The sequence below is a fragment of the Halomonas sp. hl-4 genome (assembly GCF_900215475.1).
GTDB lineage: Bacteria > Pseudomonadota > Gammaproteobacteria > Pseudomonadales > Halomonadaceae > Vreelandella.
Genome location: NZ_LT907845.1, coordinates 210,619 through 230,331, shown reverse-complemented (window position 1 = coordinate 230,331; position 19,713 = coordinate 210,619). Strand labels below are relative to the sequence as shown.

Genomic DNA, 19,713 nt, shown 5'->3' with positions numbered 1-19,713 from the left:
CTGACCACTATTAGCCAACTGATCAGGGGAGCTTGGGACTTGAATATGATTCATGGTAGCTAGCTGAGTGATAATAAAACCATTCATAAAGAAGTGGGACTATAAAAGGGGTTCAGTATAGAGGAAGGCAGGGCGGCGAGGCCAATTTGTTACAAGCTATTAACTTAGCGAAGGCGTATATCAGCTGACGCTAAGAATGCCCCTGGATTTTTTACACGCTCTCGAAGTATTATGTTATAACATTGCTTTTATGACGGAGTTTCATAAGATCCTTAGGCTTTGTGTTGTTCGCTATCCCCCTGCCATCTAGAATGGCCAGTGCCGGTGTTCCCTACGGAACTTAATAGAGAATCCGCCGCGGCTTGCCGCGAAACGGAACTGCCCCCGCAACTGTAGGCGGCGAGCGATGCTCTTTGATGCCACTGGACATAGCGTCTGGGAAGGCGAGCTAGCCAAGACCCGTCAGTCAGGAGAACTGCCGACATAACTTACATTGAGCGAAGTGGCTCGGTCAGTGTTGTCTGTCCGGATGCGGAGCTCATCATGCACGGGAGTGTACATGATGTTGAGATTGACCACGGCCATCGCCGCGAGCGCTGTTGGCTTTGCACAGGCGTCTTACGCCTCCACCGACTACCCCCTTACGCTAACCAACTGCGGCGTAGAGATCAGCGTGGCCTCGCCCCCGGAGCGGACCATCACCGTCGGGCAATCGGCCACCGAAATTCTCTACTCGCTTGGGCTGGCCGACAAGGTCAACGGCACCTCGGTCTGGTTCAATCCCGTATTGCCTGAGTTTGAGGACGCCAACGCGAAAATCGAGCGGCTTGCCGATGATGATCCGAGTTTTGAATCGGTGGTGAATAAACGCCCGGACCTGGTGGCCATTCAGTACGAGTGGCATATCGGCCCCAGCGGCAGCGTGGCCACCCGCGATCAGTTTCATGAGCTGGGCATCGACACCTACGTGATGCCCGCCGACTGCGACACCAAAGATAACTCCACCGGCGGCGACGGCACGCGAACAGCGGCCTTTTCGTCCGACTCCATCTATAAAGGAGTGACCGAACTGGCCGTGATCTATGACGTTCAGGACGCTGGCGACACCCTGGTAGACGACCTCAAGACCCGTGAAGCAGAGGCTATCGAACTTGCCGGTAGCCTGGATCTTCCGGACGATCTCTCCGCCGCCTTCTGGTTCTCCTCCACCGAGCTCGAAGCCGACCCGTTCATCGCAGGCCGATTGGGTGCACCGGGCTATATGATGGATAAACTGGGCATTCGTAACGTGGTTGACTCCGATGAAGAATGGCCCACCATTGGCTGGGAAACGGTCGCCCAGGCGGACCCCGATGTACTGGTTATCGCCACCATGGATCGCCGCCGGTTTCCTGCCGACGATGTCGAGACCAAGCGCGAGTTTCTACAAAACGACCCGGTGACCCGGGAAATGTCGGCGGTCAAAAACGACCGCATCGTGGAAATGGATGCCCATGCCATGAGCGCCACCATGCGGACCCTGTACGGCCTTGAAACCCTGGCCGAGGCACTATCAGAGATGACCTTTGACTAATGGCTCTTTTGGCTAACATGTTCATGTGCCTTCGCTGATGAGCATCGCGCTTATACGGTCACTCCCGACGGGCGATTGGTTACGCTGGCTTTGGATAACGCCGGTGGTGCTGGTAGCGGCGCTGATTGCGGGCACCGCCATCGGTGAAACCTCGATTCCGGTTGAGACGATCCTCAAGGTACTCGCCAACCAGCTGTTTGGCGCGGACTACGCCGTCGACCGCATCGACGCAGGGATTATCTGGAATTACCGCTTCAGCCGCGCCATTGTCGCCGCCTGCTGCGGCACCGGGCTGGCGCTGGCCGGTGTGGTCCTGCAGGCACTGCTGCGCAACCCGCTGGCCGACCCTTACCTGATGGGGATTTCGGCCGGGGCGTCGACGGGCGCCGTGTCGGTGTCCGTGGCTGGGCTTGGCGCGGGCGCCCTTTCGCTCTCGGCCGGGGCTTTTGCTGGGGCAGTCTTGGCGTTTGGTCTGGTGATTCTGCTCGCTCATGCCGCCAGCAGCGGCACCGGTGGCGAGCGCGGCGTACAGGCCGCAGGCTCGATCATCCTGGCGGGGATTGCCGGGTCGCAGCTGTTCAACGCGCTCACTGCCTTTATTATCGCCAAATCGGCCAGCGCCGAGCAGGCGCGAGGCATTATGTTTTGGCTAATGGGCAATCTATCCGGCGTGCGCTGGGACGATGTGGTGTTGGCCATCCCCGCTGCGCTGATGGGGTTGACCATCTGCTTTTGGCACCGGCGGGCGCTGGACGCTTTTACCTTTGGTGCCGACAGCGCCGCCTCCATGGGTATTTCGGTGCGCCCGGTGCGCGGTATCTTGATCACCGCCATGGCGCTGGTCACCGCGGTCATGGTCTCGATGGTCGGGGCGATCGGCTTTGTCGGCCTGGTGATCCCGCACGCCATGCGCTTTATTGTCGGCAGTCGTCACACACGACTGGTGCCCGCCACGGCGCTGGCCGGTGCGGTATTTCTGATTTTCTCCGATATTCTCTCGCGCATTCTGGTCGCCGGGCAGGTGCTGCCCATCGGCGTGATTACCTCGCTGATCGGCGCGCCCGCCTTTGCCCTTATCCTGATCCGCGGTACGAGGGCACGATGAAACTGACCGCCGAACACCTCAACTGGGCCGTGCACGGCACGCAACTGCTGACGGACGTGTCGCTGTCGATCCCACCCCGCCAGACCTTTGGCCTGATTGGCCCCAACGGCTCGGGCAAAACCACCCTGCTCAGGCTGCTTGCCGGGCTGCGTAAGCCGAAACAGGGCCGTGTGCTGATGGATGACAGCCCGATGGAGCGCATGCGTCAGCGCGATATCGCCCGCTCGGTGACGCTGGTGGAGCAGCAGGCGGAAACCACCGACCGCATCACGGTGCATGACGTCGTGGCCCTGGGCCGGACGCCCTTTCTTTCAGCGCTACGCCCCTGGTCCGAGCAGGACGAAGCGATCGTCACCCGGGCACTGCATGATGTGGACATGCACCATATGGCCGATAGGCTATGGCACACGCTGTCCGGCGGTGAACGTCAGCGTGTGCACATCGGCCGCGCACTGGCGCAGCAGCCCAAAATCTTGCTGCTCGACGAGCCGACCAACCATCTGGATATACGCCACCAGCTGTCGATCCTTGAGCTGGTCAGGCAGCTTCCCGTTACGGTGATTATCTCTTTGCACGATCTGAACCACGCCATGGAGTGCGACCGCATCGGCGTGATGGACGGCGGCCGCCTGGTCGATTGCGGCCCGCCTAAAGAGGTGCTGACGGCATTCCGGCTACGCCAGACCTTTGGTGTCTACGCCGACATCTTCGCCGACCCCATCGACGGCAGCCAGGTGATGCGTTTCCGCAACGCAATTTAAGCATTGAGGGGCATCGCCCAATGGCAATCAGCGGGCTAAGGCATTGTTTGCTATGGTGACATGATACGTTGAATGTCATTAACCGTTACCTTGCACTCATTAAGGATTGCCTATGCGCCTTTTATTCACCGGAGGCAGCGGAAAAGCTGGCCGCCATGCGACTGCCTATCTGCGCGACCAGGGCCACCGCGTTACCAACCTGGACTGGGTAGCGTCCGACGTGCCCGGCATTACCACACTGAAGACAGACCTCACCGATGCAGGCCAGGTGTTCAACGCCTGCCATGCCTACGCCGGGATAGACGAGCTGGAACCGGGCACCGGGGTGCCACGCTACGATGCGATTGTTCACTTCGCGGCGATACCTGCCATCCTGCACCGGCCGGATAACGAGACCTACCGCATCAATACACTGAGCACATACAACGTGCTGGATGCCGCCACCAAGCTGGGCATTCCCAAGGTGATTTTTGCCTCCAGCGAGACCACCTATGGCGTCTGTTTTGCCGACGGTGAGGTGCAGCCCGAGTATCTGCCGGTCGACGAAGAACATCCCACCGTGCCCCAGGACAGCTATGCGATGAGCAAGGTGGTCAACGAAGTCACCGCCCGCTCCTTCCAAGCACGTTCAGGCATCGACATCTACGGCCTGCGTATCAACAACGTCATCGAGCCCCACGAGTATCGCGAGAACTTCCCGGCTTATATGGATGACCCGGCCCTGCGTCGTCGCAATATTTTCGCCTACATCGACGCCCGCGACCTGGGCCAAATGGTGGATTGCTGTCTTAAAACCGATGGCCTGGGCTACCAGGTGTTCAACGTCGCCAATGACGACCTATCGGTGGGCTTGACCAATCCCCAGGTCATCGAACGTTTCTACCCAGAGGTGCCAATCAAACGCGAAATGGGCGAGTTCGAGACCTTCTATAGCATCGAGAAAGCGCGCCGTCTGGTCGGTTTCGCACCGCGCCATTCCTGGCGGGATGAGCTGAAGAAGTAAGGAGTGCTAGAGTAAAAACACCGCACCGATAAGGAGACGACCATGGCCGATTCCCCGGTAGGCGGTGTGCCGCGTTGGCTTAAGCTGGCGTTTACACTGTGGATTCTGATCTGGGCACCGAGCTATGTAGTGCTGTTGGGCGCCCAGAACTTCTTCTGGCTGTGCAACGTGGCAAGCTTCCTGCTGCTGGTGGCGTTGTGGACGGAACACCGCACCCTGATGTCGATGCAATGGCTGGCGGTGGCGCTGGTGGGCAGCACATGGAGCCTGGATGTGGCGACGGCAGCGCTCACTGGCGTGCACCCCATCGGCGGCACTGAGTATATGTTCGACCCCGAGCATCCGCCCCTGGCGCGGGCCATGTCGCTCTACCACGTGGTATTGCCGCTGGTGGCGGGCATCGGTGTGGCGAAACTGGGCTACTCGCGTCGCGCCCTTCTATGGCAGACCCTGCTGACCTGGATCGTGGTGCCATTGAGCTATCTGCTCACCGAAGCCGAGCGCAATATCAACTGGGTACACGGCCCCTTCGGCCAATCCCAGGATAGCCTGGACCCGTTGCTGTATCTGTTCCTGCTGACGCTGCTGTGGCCGGTAGTGGTCTACCTGCCTGTGCATCTGCTGATGATTGGCTGGCAGCGTTGGCGGCGTCGCTACTGATGAGATACATCAACTATAGCCTTGCAACCGCCTGTCCCTCACGGCCTTTTAATGAATAGGTAGATAACGGCTAGCCCAGTGCCGTTAATGATTGTCGGGATTGTTCTGCGGGGATGCGTCTTTTGCTTCACCGCGCTCGACGAAGCGGTCCGACTTGTTGGGGAAGCGGCCGTAGGCGTTGACGTCTTCGGGTTCTGCGGTATAGCTGTCGCCATAGCCGGGCACTGATTGGGCCATTAGGTCCGGGCGGCTGCCCCAAGGGGCGGCGTCGACCACTTGGCGGTGCTCTTCGCGGAGTTGTTTCAGTTCTTTTTCGCTGGCCTTGGCATAGAGATCACGCCAGTAGGTGGCCGGACGACCACGTTTACCCGCCTCATCGAAGGCCTTGGTGGTGGGGTCGAGATGACGGAACGGCTCCAGGCGGGGAATGTCCGGCAATGGCTGGCTGACGTCCATATAGCGGCCCAGCATGTCCCACATGGCATATAACTGGGCAATACTTCCGTCGGCCGGAAAATCGAAATCAAGCGGTAGACCGTTGCGCTCGTCTTTACTGTGCTGCGGATAGCGATGACGTACCTTGAGGCTATGGAACTGGTTGCCTTTCATATCAGCGCGCATTTCGATAAAAGCATCGAACTCATAAAAAGGGAACTCACCACGGAAGGACTTCACCATACCCGTGCACCGACAAAAAGCGATATCATCTGACCAGTTTTTATTGCTTTTGTAAAAGCGGATGCTGTATTTCTCGTAAAGTCTTCGAAGTATGGTAGCTGCTCCGCAGAATGCAGCCACTCCAAGCGGAAATGTCAAAATAAGCGGTGGATATTCTGGTGTGGCAGAAAAGAATTGAGCGATCACTCCAACGACCGAGGTTATAACGGCTAGAGCGAAAACAAAGTACCCACCCCCACCTATAAAACTAAACCCGTGAGAAATGACCACAAACCAAAAGCGCAAAAAACGGTAAAGAAGGCTAATATCTTCATCAACGAACTTTGACCAGCGCGCTTCATTAATCATGGCGTAGTCATAATAGTCGTCTTTCATGTACTGGTAATCCTCAAACCACTCATTGTCATACTCATAGAGGGTAGGATTGATCCCGATATAATTTCCCCAAGGTAGCCGGGCCACGTCCAAATTACTGCCTAGTTTTTCCCATGTACTTTTGACTGGCGGCGTTGCTTGGCGCGGAATGTCATCGGCTCGAAAGGCGGTCTCGGCATAGTGGTCTTGCGGTTCCATCGGGCTCATCTCTCACTCATTGCTTGTTCCACAGCCGCTTAGCCACGCTACCGCCAAGGCAAGCGCTTAGTAGCGGCTGCCTTGAGAATGTTGTTTAATTCAATGACTGGCTACTGCTTCCGAGGGCCTTAACGTAGGCGAATATTTTTGCGGTACTTCTCTTCCTGGATTTTCTCTACGTCTTCCTCGCTCATGTCCCGCCAGTAGCGTGGGTTACGGCCTTTGCGCTGATCAGCGGCTGCCGTGGCAGGGTCTTTGTAGCGGTGTATTTCCAGAGCGGGAACGTCCGGTAGCGGCTGGGAAACATCCATATAGCGCTGGATAAACTGCCACGCAGCCACAAGTTCGCCAGGCATATTGGTAGGCGGGAACTGAGCATCTAGCTTCTGCCGAAGCCCCGTTTCGGGGTGGTAAAGCATCAGCGAATAAGTAGGACTACCCTGAGTATCCGGCGAGCTTTCAAGGTAGGCATCGAATTCATAGAAGGGAGCCGAAAGACGTTCTTCCCAGGCTTTTTTGGGGTTATAAATCGTGAAAAAACCATTCTGCCTATTGAGTTGCCATAGGGGAGCTTTTCGCATTCCATAAAAAAAACGAGGAAATTTTTTTTCTAAAAAACGTCCTGCCTTCCAAAAAAAAAGTGAAATTAAAGCAACAGGAAAACAGAGGCTAGCAGCTATCGACAAAGACGACTTGAAGTCACCATAACTTTCACCACCTACAACCCAATGTCCTAAGGCGACAATAGAAAGAAAGAAAAAACCACAAAAAAACAAAAAGAAAAAGAACATACCAAATGCCATTAAAATATACATGCACTTTGATAAAAAACTATAATGCGGGGGCATGATAGATTGATGGTCATATTTAACCTTAATAACACTAAAAATATTTTCTTCTGGTCCTAGCTTATTTTTATCAGATTCCCAGTTTGCAGATATAGCCAAATTATCGTATCCATATTCATCCTTCGAGCCATTATCCTGAGTGCGACGATACCACGTTAAACGCGAGCCGCTGGTGCACTGACGATCTGGGTTAGCCTCCTCCCATGCTACCCGTTTAGCCGGTTTGTAAGCCGTGTCAGCATAATAGTAGCTGGGGTTAGGTTGGTCAGACATTCAATGTTTCCTTTACCCAGTAATCATTATCAGACGATGTGCTATCAAAGACATCTGCTATATCGCTGGGCGTTGCGTTTAGCGGTTCCGGTGCAGGATAGAAACGATTAGTGGGCAAAAGAGGCACTTGTGTTGCCTCCCGAAACTGTATTCGCGCTTCCCAGCGGTAGTCAATGCCCGTTTGATGTCCCAACGCAGGTTCACCATCCGGCGTATAAACATAGTAACGAATGGAGTGCGCAGAAAGCTGAGTCAACAGTGGCGTAATCTGCGTTTCAGATTCTTTAATCCAACCGCTAAATGCCGGCGTATTGTAGGTTTTTCCTTCTAGGCGCCTAATGATCGCTACATCCTGTAATTCAACCCCCATGCCGGGTAGACCGCTTTTTACTTCAATTGCCGTATTGATAGGTGTCCGCTGAAGATGCTCTTGCCACATTTTCCCGGTTAAAAATGATGCAGGCGTGGGGCGATTATGGGTATTGCCCAGTTGGGCCATTAATGCATCACTCTCATGTGGAGGCACTCTGCGGGCGGTAATAGTAATGTTAGCCAACAGGCTTTGCAGGCGGTAGTAGGCCTCATCTGGCTCTTCCAACCATGGGGCTACACCACGCTGATCGCCGAAGGGGCCATGCTTAATCCACTGTTCCAGCGGGCCATCGGTTAGCAGAATGCCAGTAACCGCACCGCCCACCAATAGTGCCAGCCCTATCCAACCGACGGGCCCACTAAACACCATTAGCATCGTAGCGCCTACCGCAGCCATGCCATATGCTACCGCAGCATCCATATCACCTTCTTTAAATCGTTCCATTGCCTCCCAGGTCATTGTAACTGCTGCTAAAAGCCCTGCCGCTTTTGAAAACATCCAATTAACACGGATTAAGCTAGGAAAAAGGCGGCTGACAACGTTAGTTTGACCATTCCGGATGAGTATTTTCTGACTAATATTACTTGTTTTAACAATGGACTGCGGAGCATTATTACGGCGTGATATGTAGTCGCTTAAATTTAATATAGATAGAGCCATATCGACGCCAGCAGAAATTGTGGCAAATGCTGCTTTCTTGGAGTTAGAAATTGTAGCGAGACTCTGTCCCAAGTTCATCCCCTGAATGACAACCATTATATAAGGCAGCCGGGTGGCACTAATCGCTCGCTCAGTGAAGCCAATTCGTTCGCCCCCACGCCTAACTAACTGCGCTGCTTCAGAATCAATAGGGGCAAAAATAAAGCGCACCGCACGGGCTTCGCCGATATCGCTCATCGAGCGTAAACGGCTTTGGTTAGTGCCTCCTAGCAATTCACCATTGGATGTGCGATAGATCTCCCCATAAAATTGGCGATGGTTATTGCGCGCAATGTAGTTGCGATCAGCACTGTCTAGCCCAAATGTCATACCTGATTGGATATCTTCCACACCTAGCAATGCGACACGGCTCATATCGACATTGCCCAACGGCTGGAAAGTTAAGTCGCCCAGTAGAGTATGCAACGCACCACGTGATGCGTTAAAGGCAGGCATATAGATTCTTGCAGCCATCGCTACTCTTTCACTAGGTTCCGCTACTTGGCTTAGTAAGCTTTTACCGCTTTCCGCTATGCGGCCGAAGACATTATCCATTGCCCCTGACCAGCGGTTGAGCTCGCCAATTGTATTTAGGCGGGCGGCGGCGGCAAGCAGTGAGACTTCTACGGTTTGCAGGTTTTCTTTATCTGGCGGATCCCCTCGCTTACTTTCGTCTGTCAAGGCTTTAGCACGAAAGCGGCCTGTACCATCATTGCTTTCCTCTTCCGGGAGCACAAAAGGCTGGTCAACTGGGTGGGTTTCGCTGTCGGGGAAGCACATGGCATGCAGCGGTGCAGTGCTACCTTCTTCAAATAGACTAAGCAAAGTGCGCTGGGCGGCTCGATTGTTAGCGGTATGGAGCTGGGTTGGAGTATCTTCATTCACTAAAATGTCGGCGCGCTTTGGATCGAGACTTAGGGCGGTGAAGCACTGCTCTACCAGGCAGAAGCCACTTAAATAATCGCTTTCCTCCAGGCTAAAGTAATCTATCAACGCTCGCTGATAGCTTGAAGTTCCTATTAGCTCGGCTAGGCGTGTCTGGTGAAATTCCCAAAGCCGATGAGCAATATCCCGGGCCAGCGTGGCCACACTGGTGTGAAACTCTCCGCCAAGGTAGTCAAGCGCTGGCTCCGATGCTAAGCGTCGTAAAGGGTTGCTCTGACCACCAATGTGTTCGGGCATGATGCGCTTTTGTACCATAATGGCACTTCGGTAGTGGGGCTGAGCCGCGCAGCGCTCAAGCAGTATCGATAAGTAGTTTTGGGATAATTGCATCTGGCTCAGCGCGTGGCGAAGCTCGAACAGTGGGTCGTTGATAATTAGCCCGGGGATATGACGTTGGCGCGCATCTTCTAAAACATCACCGCCATCAGGCAATTCCTCCCAATTGGGTGGCTCGTTTTCTTCTTCTTTTTGAGTCGATGTAGAACTGCGGCGGTATGAATGGCACACCACATCTGCAGCGGCAGCCCGCAGGCCCACTTCATGCTTTAAAGGTGAGGTGTCTCGATTGGCTTCGTTCCAAGCCCCATTAACCGCTTCTGAGCCTCCTCTGTCGAAGCTTTGCTGTTCGCTTAAAGCTTGCTGATAGAGTGAAGAAACAGCGTTGCCTGAAAGATCCTCTACCCAAAGTGGCGGGTGAGCAATTTGCAACTCTAGGCAGGGAGTACGTTGGCGCTGGGGCACCAATTGCTCAGCATCAAGTAGCTGACCGCTCACAATGCGATCAGATGGGTTTTGCAGGGAGACTGGTTGGAAACGCTGGTTAACCTCCGCCGTGTCTGTTTCTAGGCAGTTTAGCCGGGCAGCTGACCATTGAACATCTGAAAATGCTACCTTGAGCTCGCCGCTTAGCCATTTTGAGGCACGACGGGCAGGCAACCATATTTCTGTAAGGGATTGGCCAGTTGCTGAACGTCGGTCATCAACAAAGCCATCGCTTTCATCGCGGTGCTTTGCCAGGTCTACATCCTTGAATTGCCATTCATCTGCTTCAGAAACTGACACTTCAATTTCACGCCATAGTGCACCACGATAGCAAATATATAAGTAGCCATTACGGCTCGGCAGGGCATGGGAGGTGTCCTCCACCAGGGATTGCCAAAAGGCGAGCGGCACAATGGGCTGAACAACATACTGCTGGTAAATCGTATCGCGTTCATGCTCTTGCCAGGGGGTTTTACCCACACCAGCAAACAGCGGTACACGTATCGGGGCCCCTTCATCGCTGGCAATCTCTAACCAGACATTGCGGTTTGGTTCTGCCTCCCACTCCCAACTATGGATACGGCTTATCGGTTCCGGCAGGTCTTCTTCTTCAACAGCATCTGTTAACGCAGGCTGCTCTTGCTCGTCATGTTCATCATAAAATAAGAACCGATGACCTTCAGGGTGGTCTTTACCAAGTACCTGGATAAACAGTTTGGGCTCTTCACATGCCTTATGTTGGCTCAGTTCCTGGCTCATACGCTGCTCTCTGCCGTGGCGCTAACCGGGTTATGATTTTCAGTTGGGAATAACGCTTGCCGTGCTATATCGGTGCCCAAGAAATGTCGTCGTATTTCCATATCGTCCAACGACTCTCCAGGGTTTCTATTCTGTTTAAATGCCCTTGTTAATCGAATATAACGTTCAAGCGCATGCTCCTGGTGCCTAGTCAGCCGTAGCACCTGGCGGGCAGCAGACACGCTTTCATCCTTTTGACCACCTGCTTCCAGTGCTTGCCACAGAGGGGATGCCGTGGGTTTAACGCCCATCTCGTGACCTTGCCATATCCACTGGTCTATTGGCCCAAACCACTGTCCACTAACCCCTTCAGGCTGACTAAAAAGCGCAGCAGCAATATCTGGGTGATAGAAGCGCAACATCCCTTTTCGGTTGCCGTAAAATGCTACTTCCAGACAGCTTCGCAAGTGCGCTAACACTTCGTTTCTCGGCGCGCGACTTGCTATAACGATACCAGGTGCAATGCCCCTTCTGGGATCTGCAGAAAACATTTCTAGAATGCCTCCAGTAGCTTGGTTCAAAGGCATCACAATAGGGCTTCGCTTCAAAAAATCTTTATAGCGAGTCTGGAGAAACAACCAATCAAAATCGACACTTTGCAGTTGCCGATAAAGAGACGATAACGTTTTTCCGTTTTCTTCCAGCACAAGCCAATGCTGCAGTCCGTTATTCTGATTTAGCAGTTGCGATAACGTGCTTGCTTGAATGACTCTCATCACGTCACCTTATTTCTACAAGGACAGTCAGCTAGCGGGCAGCTTCCATCACGCTGTAACTGGCAAAGCTCAACCAAAGGAATATCATCAACCATGGCTTGTTCAAGTCGCTTACCGAAAACTGGCCCCATGGTGACATCTTCATGCATCTCCGCCATCGCATGCCCTGGCAGCAGTGGGCCTTCCACTGCCTGACCACTGCCATTGCCGGGGCTGCCGCCTGCGTTTACTTTGACGTTGGGGCCCACCATGGTGACGCCGCTGCCGTCCACCTTGAGGAAACTTCCCCCGGCGTTGAGGGTTAATTCGCTATCCGCTTCCAGCACCACCTTGTGGCCCGCTTTGATGTGCAGCTCGCGGCCGCTTTCGCTGAGCCAGGCCTGGCCTGTGTTGATGTGCAGGGTACCGTCAATGCTGAGGTGCTGCTGGCCTTCGGTGTGCTCGAAGCGATTGCCGTGCACCGTGTGGTGATCGTCGTTGTCGATTTCACTGATGCGGTCGTTATTGACCTTCAAGAAGCTGTCGTTGCGGATATCTTCAACACGGTCGTTGAGCGTCAGTAGCTCAAGGTCTTTCTGGGCGTGGAGCCAGATCTGTTCTTCGCCCGCTTCGTCTTCAAAGCGCAGTTCGTTGAAGCCTTCGGCCTTGTGGCTCTGGGTGCGCAGCACCGTGCGGGTTTTGTGCTCGGGCAGCGGGTAAGGCGCGGTGTTGACGGCGTGATAGGTACGCCCGGTAACCAGCGGCTGATCTGGGTCACCCTCCAGAAACGAGACAATCACTTCGTGGCCAATGCGCGGAATGGCGATGCTGCCATAGCCGCCGCCCGCCCAGCCCTGGGCGACGCGTACCCAGCAGCTAGCCGTGTCATTTGGCTCTGCGTAGCGATCCCAGGGGAACTGGACCTTGACCCGGCCGTGCTCGTCGCAGTGAATCTCTTCGCCTTCCGGGCCAACCACAAAGGCAACCTGGGGGCCATCGACGCGGGGTTTGGGATTAGGCGTTGCTCGCCAGGGGGCATCACCGGGGATCAGCGTGACCTGATTGTGGTAGCGGGTCATCCCGGCAGAATCACTTTGAGTGATGCCGTCTTCTTCCAGCGCCTGGGGCTGCTCGCCGACATGACGTACTTCGATGGCCTGCCAATCGCGGTTGAGGCTGTCGGTGTCGTGGTCGGTCAGGCTAAAGCGCAGGCCGGGGGCCAGTTCTGGCAGGTCGCTTTCCGCGCTGGCAGTAATCGCCTCGCGGCGCAGTTGTTCCAGGCGGATGCGGGTAAAGGGCTCGCCGGAGGCGTCCTGCTTGTAGCGGCCGGGGTAGTCGTAGTGTTCGTAGTCCACTTGCTGGCCGTGCTGCTCAACGTCGCGGCCCAGGTGGTCGTGGAGTTGCGCATAGGCGGGATTTTTAAAGCTGTAGTCTTTCAGCGTGGCGGATGAACTCGCCACTCGGGCGGTATGGCTGAGCTTGCGCACATGGCGCATGGGAGCGGTACCACCCGCGCGACTATGGTAGCTGCGCTCGCCTAGGCTAGTGAGTAGCTGTGGGTCGTCGGCGAAGATCAGCCGATGGGCGCCGTTGTCACTATCCTCGAACTCATGGAAATAGAACAGCCCCTCTTCGGCGGCTAGGCGTTCGATAAAGGCAAGGTCGGTCTCGCGGTACTGCACGCAGTATTCGCGCTCGGGGAGCTCACGTGTGACCGCAAAGGCCACGTCGCGAATGCCGCGCTCATCGCACAGGGTATTGATGATGGTGAGCGGGTCGGTCTTCTGGAAGATCCGCGAGTTGTGGCGCAGGGAAAGCCGCCACAAAGCGGGACGTAACACCAGCGAGTAGAAGGTGCGGCGGTGGCCGCGGTCGCCCCGGCCAAATTCGCTGACAATGCCGTGCACCCGGCGCAGCGGTTCGCCGTCCTGCCAGATGGTCAATGACGCTTCACGATCCAGCAGTTCGGCGGCGTCCAGGCTGCCGTCGCGGCTGGCAATGTTCAGCGCCAGCTCGAAGGGTTGGGAGAGCGCTTCGCGGTGGGTGAAGTCGATCACCGCGATATCGTCAACGCCAGGTAGTGTTAGTGTGAATTGCAGGCCTGTCTTATGCGCCCCCATCCTGTCAGACATAATCCCGCTCCCTGGATCGTCAACTGCTAATAAAAACGATCAGAATAGCGAGCTAGAAGCGAAGCACAACCCATTTAGGACAAGTCACAGCGATCTCTTACACGGCGTAAGAAATCGCTTACAAAACAGGCAAAAATTCGCCCGCGCTATCGTGATAAAAAGCCGGGCAAACTACTTAATCAACTGCACCAACCCATGCCGCACATACCAAACCTGGTCGGCTTGACGGGTAGCGTCTTGTACGAACCAGCCATTGAGATCGCGCAGGCGGCGTTGTTCGGGCTGCATGGGCACGATGCCACAGCCGACTTCGTGGGCGATGATAATCAACGGTGCGTTTATCTGGCTGGCGCGCTGGTAGAGGCAGGTCATATCCCTCTGCCATTGCTCACGGAACGCATCGTTTTGCATACTTCCTGATGCGGCTTCGAGCCACTCCAACACGCCAGTGATCACCAACGGCGTATCGGCAAGCAGCGTTTGTTGACACGCATCCAGCCGCTGCTCCGGCGCAAGCCGATACCATACGGCATCGGGAAAGCGAGCCGTTACGACGTCGCGTTTACCTGCGCAGGCACCGCCGATGAAGAGCTGCATTGCCAATCTCCTTTGCCATTCGCATCGGTGTGATAAGTAAGTGTCCAGCGCCTGCCCTGGGCCTGACTCACCGAACCATCCCAGAAATGAAGGGTTTCAAAACGACGGCGCAGTTCACGGATCACGCCGCCGTGGGTGACGGCCAGAATTTTGCGGTGCTCGCTTTGCTGGGCATTCGCGGCCACAGCATGCAGCCAGGCCTCCAGACGTGCGCGCAATTGGGCGGCGGATTCACCGCCGGGAATCTGCCGCTCGCCGACACTGTCAATCCAGGCGCGATAGTGCGGCAGGTCTTTGAGTTCGTCATACACCTTGCCTTCGTACTCGCCAAAGTCGAGTTCGCGCAGACGCGGCTCCAGCGCAACGTGCACACCCTCTTTCGCGGCCTGAATCCACTCAAGCGTCTGCTGGCAGCGGTTCAAGTCGCTTGAATAAATGGCATCGAAACGCTCGTCCGCCAGCGCTTCGCGCAGCGCCAGCAGGCCCGCCTCGGCATCGGGAAACAGCAGCGGGATATCGCGCTGGCCCTGGTAGCGGCGAGCTAGATTCCAGGCGGTGATACCGTGGCGAACTGCCACCAGCTCCACAGTAAGATCAGTAGCCAAAGCTCTCCTCCTTCAATGGTGGCACCGACCATATCGCCGTTGATGCCGTTAAACAGTCGCAACATAAACACGCGTGAAAGCGCCACAAAGACCGCCGTCGCGAGCCCAATCAGCACAAGCGAGGGTGCCAGCAACGCCATCAACGCGAGCGGCACCAGCGCCAGGGCCACATCCGGGCCGCTAAGCGACTGCTGCCAACTCCACGCCAAACCCTTTTGCTGGGAGCAGGGCGTCAGGACAAGCAAGGCAACGCCCGTCCAGCGCCCGAGTGCGGGCACCACCAGCAGCCACCAGAGCGGCGCCTGGTAGGCAAGCAGTGCCCAAACCAATACGCCCTTCCAGGCAAGCAGAAACACCAGCGCCAGCATGCCGAAACTGCCGATCTGCGGGTCTTTGATGATTTCCCAACGGCGCGTCAGCAGCTGATTGCTGCCCAGCGCATCGGCGATATCCATGACGCCATCCAGGTGCAGCCCACCGGAAAGCGCGACCCAAAGGCTAAGCAGCGCCAGCGCGGTGATCGGCGTGGGGACGTTGTGCATGGCAAATGCCACCAGCACCAAGATGCTGCCGATCAGCAGACCGACAAGCGGGTAGGCACGCACCGCCCAGCGCCGGGTTACAGGCGTCCAGGGGCTGGCGATGGGAATGGGGATTCGGGTCAGAAATTGCAGCGCCAGCACGAGCCCAAACAGAGCGTTTTTCACAGCAACCGCTCCTTTTGGGGTTTCCCCTGCTCATGCTTCCACTGCTCAGGTTTCCAGTTCAGGGCGCAGCCCGCGATTACCTCAACAACGGCGTCGGCCTCGGTGGCCAGCCAGCGGTGGGCGCGCTGGAGAAAGGCGAGATAACGCCAGGTCTCAGCATCGGTGGGCGGCAGCGATTCGTTGATATCGTTTGACACAATTACTAGGTGCACGTTACGCGCTCGGGCATCCTTTATGGTGTCGGCCAGCAGCGCCAGGCCCTGATCTTCGCTAAGCTCGCTGGCGTACAGCACCTGGCTGGCCCAGAGCGTCAGGCAGTCCAGTAGCACGGCGCAGCCATCGGGCACGTCAGAGAGCGCCTGATCAATCGCCAGCGGCGCTTCGATAGTCTTCCACTGAGCGGTTTGCCTCTGCTCGTCTCTGGACTGGCGATGGCGGGCCACTCGCTCGGCCATTTCGTCATCCGTGACCTTGGCAGTGGCCAGGTAGTAGCAAGCTGCGCTGCCCGCGGCATCCACCACCTGCTGCTCGGCTACATCACTTTTGCCGGAGCGTGCCCCGCCGCTTATAAAGACAATCATGCAGCACCTGTTTTGGCAGTTACTGTTTTAAGCACGCTCACTAGCCGATGATTAGCAGGTGCATCGCGCAGGGCTACACGCAGCCAGTCGCCATCGAGTCCGGTAAAGTTATGCGTATGGCGCACCAATACACCCTGGCGCAGCAGCCGCTCAAATAGCACGTCGCTGGAGATACCTGCGGCGCGTAGCTCGACGCCAGGGCGGAGAAGAAAGAAGCACGCCTGGCTTGGCACCACCTCCAGCCCCAATTGGGCAAGCACTTGCTCCATAGGGCGCCGCTCGCTGGCTAACCAGCGCTGGGTGCGGCGGGTAAAGGCACCGTCCGCCAGCAGCGGCGCTACCAACTCCGCCGCCAGGTGATTCACGCTCCAGGGCGGCTGGTGGGCCTGTGCCGCCTGAATAGTGGCTTCATCCGCCAGCATATAGCCTAACCGTAGCCCCGGCAGCGTATAAAACTTGGTCATCGAGCGCAGCAGAATTAGATGCGGATAGCGATCCAGCAGCGGTACCAGCGACACCGCATCATGCGTATCGCCGACCATGTCCACAAAAGCCTCATCCACCACCACCCGGCAGCCCGCCCAAGCCGTGTAATCCAGCAGTATCTCCATGGTCGAGGTATCGATAAGTGTCGCTGTGGGATTATTGGGCCGACACAGAAACAGCACATCGATATCATTAAGCCTTGCCAACAGCGTATCAACATCCAGGTCAAAGTCCGGCACGGGCAGCGCGATCTCAACGATTGAGAGCCGGTGGGCGCAGCAAGCACGGGCATATTCACCAAAGCTTGGTGTTATAATTGCCGCGCGCTGCCAGGCATGTAGCGCAGCGGCAAGAAAAATCGCCTCGGCGCCGCCGTTTGTCAGCAGCACCTGCTCGGGGCGCAGTTGGTGATAGCTTGCGATGGCGTGGCGGGCTGCGGAATAATCCGGCGCCGGATAGCGCTCAAGGCCTGCCAACTGTTGGGTTAACCAGTCGCGCACCCAGGCGGGTGGCCCCAAGGGATTAAGGTTGGCGCTAAAATCGTCCAGCCGATGAGTGGCGGGCAAGCCAAAGTGGGCCAATAGCGCTTCGGCTTGGCCGCCGTGGCTGGGCCATGTAAATGTGCTCATAAAAACCTCGGGGGAAACAGGCTCAGCGCAACCATCAAGACAGCGGACAGCAGCATAAATAGCACCCAGGCACCGTGCATTAAACGAATCGTTGCGTCGATATGGGCAACTCTGAGCGGCTCCAGCGGCTTGCCTAGCGTCGCACGACAGGAAGCCACCCCCTCATAGTAGTTGGTGCCGCCCAGTTGCACGCCGAGCAACCTCGCCACCATGGCTTCCGGCCAGCCAGCGTTGGGGCTTGGGTGACGCGGTGCATCGCGCCAGGTGCCCCGCAAGGCGCCCTTCCAATGCAAGGCATACGCCCTTGGAACGCTCATTATCAGGCCCGCCAACCATAGACATAGCGCAGTTAAACGAGCAGGTATCCAGTTGGCTATATCATCCAGCTTGGCGGAAGCGTATCCGAAATCGGCATAGCGCTGGTTGCGATACCCCACCATGGAATCCAAGGTATTGACTGCCTTGTAGGCCAGCGCCAGCGGTGCGCCCCCTATCAACGCAAAAAATAGCGGCGCGGTAATGCCATCCACGGTATTTTCCGCCACGGTTTCAACTGCCCCTCGGGTGATGCCGGCTTCGTCAAGGCCTTGCGTGTCGCGCCCGACAATCATGGACAGCGCTTGCCGTGCGGCGGGCAAGTCACCCTTTGCAAGCGGCACCGCAATGGCGCGCCCTGCATCAGCCAAGCCTTTGATAGCAAGCGTGGTGGCAAGTAACCATACCTCAGCAACAATTCCCAGCCAGGGATGCAAAGCGCTAAGCAGCCTGAGTACCAACCAAGCGCTCGCGAACGTCGCCAGCACTATCGTGGCGGTAAGCATAACGCCCGACCGCCGGCGCTGCTTGTCGCTGCCCTGATTCCAGCGTGTTTCCAGCACGCTGATCGCACGCCCAATCACCACCACCGGGTGCGGCAGCGAGCGCGGATCGCCGATGACCAGATCCACCATAATAGCCACGATGACCAATACCAGCGTCGCGGGTAGATAATCGCTGAATACTGTCATTGGCCGGTGTTGCCGCTAACGCCCGCATCGGCAAAGGTCGCCATTTCATTTAGCATGGCGACTGCCGCTTGCAGGAGTGGAAATGCCAGCGCCGCCCCGCTGCCCTCGCCCAGGCGCATGCCCAGATTAAGCAGGGGCTTGGCCTTAAGGGCTTCCAATGCGGTTGAGTGGCCAGGTTCTTCTGACTGATGGCCAAATACCAGGTAACCGCGTACGTCTGGGCATAACCGGCAGGCGGTAAGCGCGGCCACGGTGGCAATAAAACCATCGACGACAACGGGCAAGCGATACGCGGCCGCAGCCAGATAAGCGCCTGTCATCGCAGCGATTTCCAGCCCGCCCAGCTTGGCGAGCACCGCTAGCGGGTCCTCCGGGTCCGCCCGACGCGCGTCAATCGCCTGTTCGATCACCGCCACCTTATGGGCTTGCCGGGCGCTATCGATACCGGTCCCGGCGCCAACCACCTGAGCCACTGGGGTAGCGGTCAACACCGCCAGCATAGCGCTGCTGGCGGTGGTATTGGCGATCCCCATTTCGCCGACGATGATGCACCTGGCCCCGGCGTGGCTGGCACGTTCCACGGCGGCCACGCCTACGTTAATCGCTGCCTGGGCTTCATCGGATTGCATGGCGTCTTCAACCACCATATTGGCTGTGCCTGGGCGTACCTTGGCATGCGTCACGCCCGCCACGGCCAAGGGTGTTGCCACCCCCACATCGATGACGTCGATATTCGCGCCAATCTGCCGGGCAAAGACATTGATGGCCGCACCGCCGCTGGCGAAATTGGCGACCATTTGCGCCGTTACGGCCTGGGGAAACGCGGACACGCCCTCTTCGGCTACACCGTGATCCGCGGCGAATACCAGCACGCTGGCTGGCGTCACATTGGGCGTTTGCCCTCCGGTGATGGCGCTCAGCTGTATGGCCAGCGCTTCCAGCTCACCCAGGCTGCCCGGCGGTTTGGTCAACGTATCGAGATAGGCGCGGGTGCGTTCGCCTGCGTCTGCGTCTACCGGCGCGATACGCTCGATAATAGACGGGGCAACATCGGTGGGCATGGTGGCTCCAAAGCGTTCAGCATCACGAGAGAGGGGATGGTAGCAAAAGCAGGCCTGCTATACTTGCGATTTACGCTTATCAAGCGGGCAATTACCGCTATCGCAATCCGTCGTTAGCCCTGAATACCTAGGGCGATAGTTGTCATCAATTAGGGTAATAAA

Annotated in this window: 17 protein-coding genes and 1 riboswitch; of the genes, 5 read left to right on the top strand and 12 right to left on the bottom strand. The window is 56.7% G+C overall.

Going from position 1 to position 19,713, the window contains the following annotated elements:
* Positions 1-305: 305 nt before the first annotated feature.
* Positions 306-497: riboswitch (cobalamin riboswitch) on the top strand.
* Positions 498-559: 62 nt separating this feature from the next.
* From CPH17_RS01195 to CPH17_RS01175, 5 genes are all read left to right on the top strand, one after another.
* Positions 560-1,573 (top strand): ABC transporter substrate-binding protein, encoded by a 1,014-nt coding sequence (locus tag CPH17_RS01195; RefSeq protein ID WP_096297926.1) that lies wholly within the window; start codon positions 560-562, stop codon positions 1,571-1,573.
* Positions 1,574-1,610: 37 nt separating this feature from the next.
* Positions 1,611-2,678, top strand: coding sequence for a FecCD family ABC transporter permease (locus tag CPH17_RS01190; RefSeq protein ID WP_096297924.1), 1,068 nt, complete (start codon positions 1,611-1,613; stop codon positions 2,676-2,678).
* Positions 2,675-3,439, top strand: a complete 765-nt coding sequence (locus CPH17_RS01185; RefSeq protein WP_096297922.1) for an ABC transporter ATP-binding protein — start codon at positions 2,675-2,677, stop codon at positions 3,437-3,439. The genes CPH17_RS01190 and CPH17_RS01185 overlap by 4 nt, the downstream gene beginning before the upstream one ends.
* 112 nt (positions 3,440-3,551) lie before the next feature.
* Positions 3,552-4,442: an NAD-dependent epimerase/dehydratase family protein gene (locus tag CPH17_RS01180; RefSeq protein ID WP_096297920.1), complete on the top strand. Its 891-nt coding sequence runs from the start codon at positions 3,552-3,554 to the stop codon at positions 4,440-4,442.
* Positions 4,443-4,484: 42 nt separating this feature from the next.
* Entirely contained in the window at positions 4,485-5,102 is a 618-nt protein-coding gene (locus CPH17_RS01175) for a hypothetical protein (RefSeq protein WP_096297918.1), read from the top strand.
* A gap of 84 nt (positions 5,103-5,186) precedes the next feature.
* Here CPH17_RS01175 and CPH17_RS01170 read toward each other — a convergent pair whose 3' ends face one another.
* From CPH17_RS01170 to cobT, 12 genes are all read right to left on the bottom strand, one after another.
* Entirely contained in the window at positions 5,187-6,362 is a 1,176-nt protein-coding gene (locus CPH17_RS01170) for a hypothetical protein (protein ID WP_096297916.1), read from the bottom strand.
* A gap of 119 nt (positions 6,363-6,481) precedes the next feature.
* A complete protein-coding gene (locus CPH17_RS01165) occupies positions 6,482-7,474 on the bottom strand; it encodes a hypothetical protein (protein WP_096297914.1) in 993 nt (330 codons plus the stop codon).
* Positions 7,467-11,012, bottom strand: a complete 3,546-nt coding sequence (locus tag CPH17_RS20150; RefSeq protein WP_231898061.1) for a toxin VasX — start codon at positions 11,010-11,012, stop codon at positions 7,467-7,469. The genes CPH17_RS01165 and CPH17_RS20150 overlap by 8 nt, the downstream gene beginning before the upstream one ends.
* Positions 11,009-11,767, bottom strand: coding sequence for a DUF4123 domain-containing protein (locus CPH17_RS01155; RefSeq protein WP_096297912.1), 759 nt, complete (start codon positions 11,765-11,767; stop codon positions 11,009-11,011). The genes CPH17_RS20150 and CPH17_RS01155 overlap by 4 nt, the downstream gene beginning before the upstream one ends.
* Positions 11,767-13,878 carry a type VI secretion system Vgr family protein gene (locus tag CPH17_RS01150; RefSeq protein ID WP_231898060.1) on the bottom strand — a complete coding sequence of 704 codons (2,112 nt, stop codon included), beginning with the start codon at positions 13,876-13,878 and terminating at the stop codon, positions 11,767-11,769. The genes CPH17_RS01155 and CPH17_RS01150 overlap by 1 nt, the downstream gene beginning before the upstream one ends.
* Before the next feature lie 171 nt (positions 13,879-14,049).
* A complete protein-coding gene (locus CPH17_RS01145) occupies positions 14,050-14,475 on the bottom strand; it encodes a bifunctional adenosylcobinamide kinase/adenosylcobinamide-phosphate guanylyltransferase (RefSeq protein WP_096297910.1) in 426 nt (141 codons plus the stop codon).
* On the bottom strand, positions 14,427-15,080 hold the full coding sequence (locus CPH17_RS01140; RefSeq protein WP_096300871.1) for a histidine phosphatase family protein: 654 nt from the start codon (positions 15,078-15,080) through the stop codon (positions 14,427-14,429). The genes CPH17_RS01145 and CPH17_RS01140 overlap by 49 nt, the downstream gene beginning before the upstream one ends.
* The gene (cobS, locus tag CPH17_RS01135; RefSeq protein ID WP_096297908.1) at positions 15,017-15,787 is read right to left on the bottom strand and encodes an adenosylcobinamide-GDP ribazoletransferase; all 771 of its coding nucleotides are present in this window, start codon (positions 15,785-15,787) and stop codon (positions 15,017-15,019) included. Before cobS ends, CPH17_RS01140 begins: the two co-directional genes overlap by 64 nt.
* Positions 15,784-16,368 carry a bifunctional adenosylcobinamide kinase/adenosylcobinamide-phosphate guanylyltransferase gene (locus tag CPH17_RS01130; protein ID WP_096297906.1) on the bottom strand — a complete coding sequence of 195 codons (585 nt, stop codon included), beginning with the start codon at positions 16,366-16,368 and terminating at the stop codon, positions 15,784-15,786. Before CPH17_RS01130 ends, cobS begins: the two co-directional genes overlap by 4 nt.
* Entirely contained in the window at positions 16,365-17,483 is a 1,119-nt protein-coding gene (cobD, locus tag CPH17_RS01125; RefSeq protein ID WP_074396041.1) for a threonine-phosphate decarboxylase CobD, read from the bottom strand. Before cobD ends, CPH17_RS01130 begins: the two co-directional genes overlap by 4 nt.
* Positions 17,480-18,490 carry an adenosylcobinamide-phosphate synthase CbiB gene (cbiB, locus tag CPH17_RS01120; RefSeq protein WP_096297904.1) on the bottom strand — a complete coding sequence of 337 codons (1,011 nt, stop codon included), beginning with the start codon at positions 18,488-18,490 and terminating at the stop codon, positions 17,480-17,482. Before cbiB ends, cobD begins: the two co-directional genes overlap by 4 nt.
* A complete protein-coding gene (gene cobT, locus CPH17_RS01115; RefSeq protein WP_096297902.1) occupies positions 18,487-19,551 on the bottom strand; it encodes a nicotinate-nucleotide--dimethylbenzimidazole phosphoribosyltransferase in 1,065 nt (354 codons plus the stop codon). Before cobT ends, cbiB begins: the two co-directional genes overlap by 4 nt.
* Positions 19,552-19,713 lie beyond the last annotated feature (162 nt).

What these genes read in the sequence shown, in the direction of transcription:
- CPH17_RS20150 (WP_231898061.1), bottom strand. Translation starts at nt 11,012, where the DNA reads ATGAGCCAGGAACTGAGCCAACATAAGGCATGTGAAGAGCCCAAACTG.
- CPH17_RS01180 (WP_096297920.1), top strand. Translation starts at nt 3,552, where the DNA reads ATGCGCCTTTTATTCACCGGAGGCAGCGGAAAAGCTGGCCGCCATGCG.
- CPH17_RS01185 (WP_096297922.1), top strand. Translation starts at nt 2,675, where the DNA reads ATGAAACTGACCGCCGAACACCTCAACTGGGCCGTGCACGGCACGCAA.
- CPH17_RS01175 (WP_096297918.1), top strand. Translation starts at nt 4,485, where the DNA reads ATGGCCGATTCCCCGGTAGGCGGTGTGCCGCGTTGGCTTAAGCTGGCG.
- CPH17_RS01190 (WP_096297924.1), top strand. Translation starts at nt 1,611, where the DNA reads ATGAGCATCGCGCTTATACGGTCACTCCCGACGGGCGATTGGTTACGC.
- CPH17_RS01195 (WP_096297926.1), top strand. Translation starts at nt 560, where the DNA reads ATGATGTTGAGATTGACCACGGCCATCGCCGCGAGCGCTGTTGGCTTT.
- CPH17_RS01130 (WP_096297906.1), bottom strand. Translation starts at nt 16,368, where the DNA reads ATGATTGTCTTTATAAGCGGCGGGGCACGCTCCGGCAAAAGTGATGTA.
- CPH17_RS01170 (WP_096297916.1), bottom strand. Translation starts at nt 6,362, where the DNA reads ATGAGCCCGATGGAACCGCAAGACCACTATGCCGAGACCGCCTTTCGA.
- cbiB (WP_096297904.1), bottom strand. Translation starts at nt 18,490, where the DNA reads ATGACAGTATTCAGCGATTATCTACCCGCGACGCTGGTATTGGTCATC.
- CPH17_RS01145 (WP_096297910.1), bottom strand. Translation starts at nt 14,475, where the DNA reads ATGCAGCTCTTCATCGGCGGTGCCTGCGCAGGTAAACGCGACGTCGTA.
- CPH17_RS01155 (WP_096297912.1), bottom strand. Translation starts at nt 11,767, where the DNA reads ATGAGAGTCATTCAAGCAAGCACGTTATCGCAACTGCTAAATCAGAAT.
- CPH17_RS01150 (WP_231898060.1), bottom strand. Translation starts at nt 13,878, where the DNA reads ATGTCTGACAGGATGGGGGCGCATAAGACAGGCCTGCAATTCACACTA.
- cobT (WP_096297902.1), bottom strand. Translation starts at nt 19,551, where the DNA reads ATGCCCACCGATGTTGCCCCGTCTATTATCGAGCGTATCGCGCCGGTA.
- cobD (WP_074396041.1), bottom strand. Translation starts at nt 17,483, where the DNA reads ATGAGCACATTTACATGGCCCAGCCACGGCGGCCAAGCCGAAGCGCTA.
- CPH17_RS01165 (WP_096297914.1), bottom strand. Translation starts at nt 7,474, where the DNA reads ATGTCTGACCAACCTAACCCCAGCTACTATTATGCTGACACGGCTTAC.